Below are 1,480 nucleotides of genomic sequence, written 5' to 3' on the forward strand. Positions count from 1 at the left end.
CTCGGCAGAAAGGCTTCAAGGTGGACGACTTTTACGCCGCCCGCAGCAGGACTATCCCGCCGCTACCGTGGTCGAATATTGCTCCGCCGTTCTCACCACCGTGCACTTGGCAATCGAAATACCCTCGCGGCGCAGTTGATGCCAGACCTTGCGCGCGCCGTAGAGGCCAAAGCTGTTCTCGTGCACGCGCTTGATATGCTCGCGCATGTCGTCATCGCGCCGGGCACGTGCTGAACGCCTGGCGGGGTCGGCCAGACGGGCAGCATGTTCACGATAGGAGGACGGGGCGATCGCCAGTTCGCGGCAGATCGGCTCGATACCCAAGTCCTCGCGATGCGCGTCGATGAACGACATCATCACCTCTCGCGGCGGTCGAGCTCCGCCAGCGCAAAATACGCCGATGCCTTGCGCAGGATCTCGTTCGCGCGCCGCAGCTCCTTTACCTCGCGCTCGAGCAGCTTGATCCTGGCCTTCTCATCAGCGGCAAGCGCCGCTGGCCCCGCTCGTCGGCTCGCCTCCTCGCGGCACCAGCGGCGCAGCGTCTCGGCCGTACAGCCAATCTTGGCGGCAATCGAAGACATCGCCTCCCACTCCGAACCGTAATCGGCGCGATGTTCGCCAACCATACGCACTGCACGATCGCGGATCTCAGGTGAAAACTTGTTCCGGGTTCTACTCATAACGAAAGCTCCTTCTCATAAATCGGAGCCTCCGGAAAACCCGGGGCGCTTCACTCCTCGGCCTGCAAGGATTAGCGGGAGAAGGATGGGGGCGGTCGCCCGCCCCCATCCCCATATCCTTAGCGGTGCTGCGCTTCGCCCGAATGGTCGGCATGATCGCCGGCCTTCTTGGCATCCTTGCAGCAGTCCGCGCCCTCCTTACAGCACGCCATATCGGCGCAACAAGTGGCCGTAGCGGCCATCGCGGTGGTCGAGAGAGTCAGCGCGATGGCCGCGCCGATGATCTTGATCGTGGTCATTAATATCTCCGAAATTGATTGAGTGCGTTGGTCGGTGTCACGCAGCTCGCGGAGGGGGCGTCGCCGGCGCGCGGGCCAGCCCGGCCAGATTGGCCTGGCGCCCGGGCCAGGGAACGATAGCGGCGAAGGGGAGCGGCGCTACGTGAGCGATCGGCTCGCCCTGAAAGGCACTGGCGCAGGGCATCGAGCAGGCTGGCGCGGGTGCTTTGTTGTCTGGTGCGCGATGACTCTTGCCCTCGCAATCGACCATCGTCGCCGCGCTCGGAACGGCCGCGACGGCAACGGCCTCGCAGAGCGGCCCGACCCGCAAGACCAGCATCAATGCCAACACGGCGAACAGCGCCGTGCGCGCGAGGGTGGGGAGCGGGAAAGCGCGAAGCATCATTACCTTGCGTTTAGACAATTGGGCCCAGTCGGCCCGAAGCTGCGATTTTGGCCAGGTTGAAGAACGAACACTGAACGCTTGATTGATTCTACCAGGACCGTTGCTGACCACCGACC

2 protein-coding genes, 1 pseudogene and 1 other annotated feature are annotated in these 1,480 nt (G+C 63.7%); all 3 genes and pseudogenes read right to left on the reverse strand.

The genetic code is table 11. The features are described 5' to 3' along the window. Positions 1 to 90: 90 nt before the first annotated feature. Positions 91 to 680: pseudogene (locus tag FHS92_RS18030) on the reverse strand (IS3 family transposase); the annotation flags it as partial. Continuing rightward, positions 285 to 399 (reverse strand) — a sequence feature (AL1L pseudoknot). (Overlaps the previous pseudogene by 115 nt.) Positions 681 to 799: 119 nt before the next feature. Continuing rightward, positions 800 to 979 (reverse strand): hypothetical protein, encoded by a 180-nt coding sequence (locus FHS92_RS18035; RefSeq protein ID WP_037556847.1) that lies wholly within the window; start codon positions 977 to 979, stop codon positions 800 to 802. A 37-nt stretch (positions 980 to 1,016) separates the two neighbouring features. Further along, a partial coding sequence (locus FHS92_RS18040) for a hypothetical protein (RefSeq protein WP_221231146.1) occupies positions 1,017 to 1,480 on the reverse strand: 464 nt, incomplete at its 5' end.

Origin of the sequence: Sphingobium subterraneum, assembly GCF_014199435.1 — a bacterium.
Taxonomy (GTDB): domain Bacteria; phylum Pseudomonadota; class Alphaproteobacteria; order Sphingomonadales; family Sphingomonadaceae; genus Sphingobium; species Sphingobium subterraneum.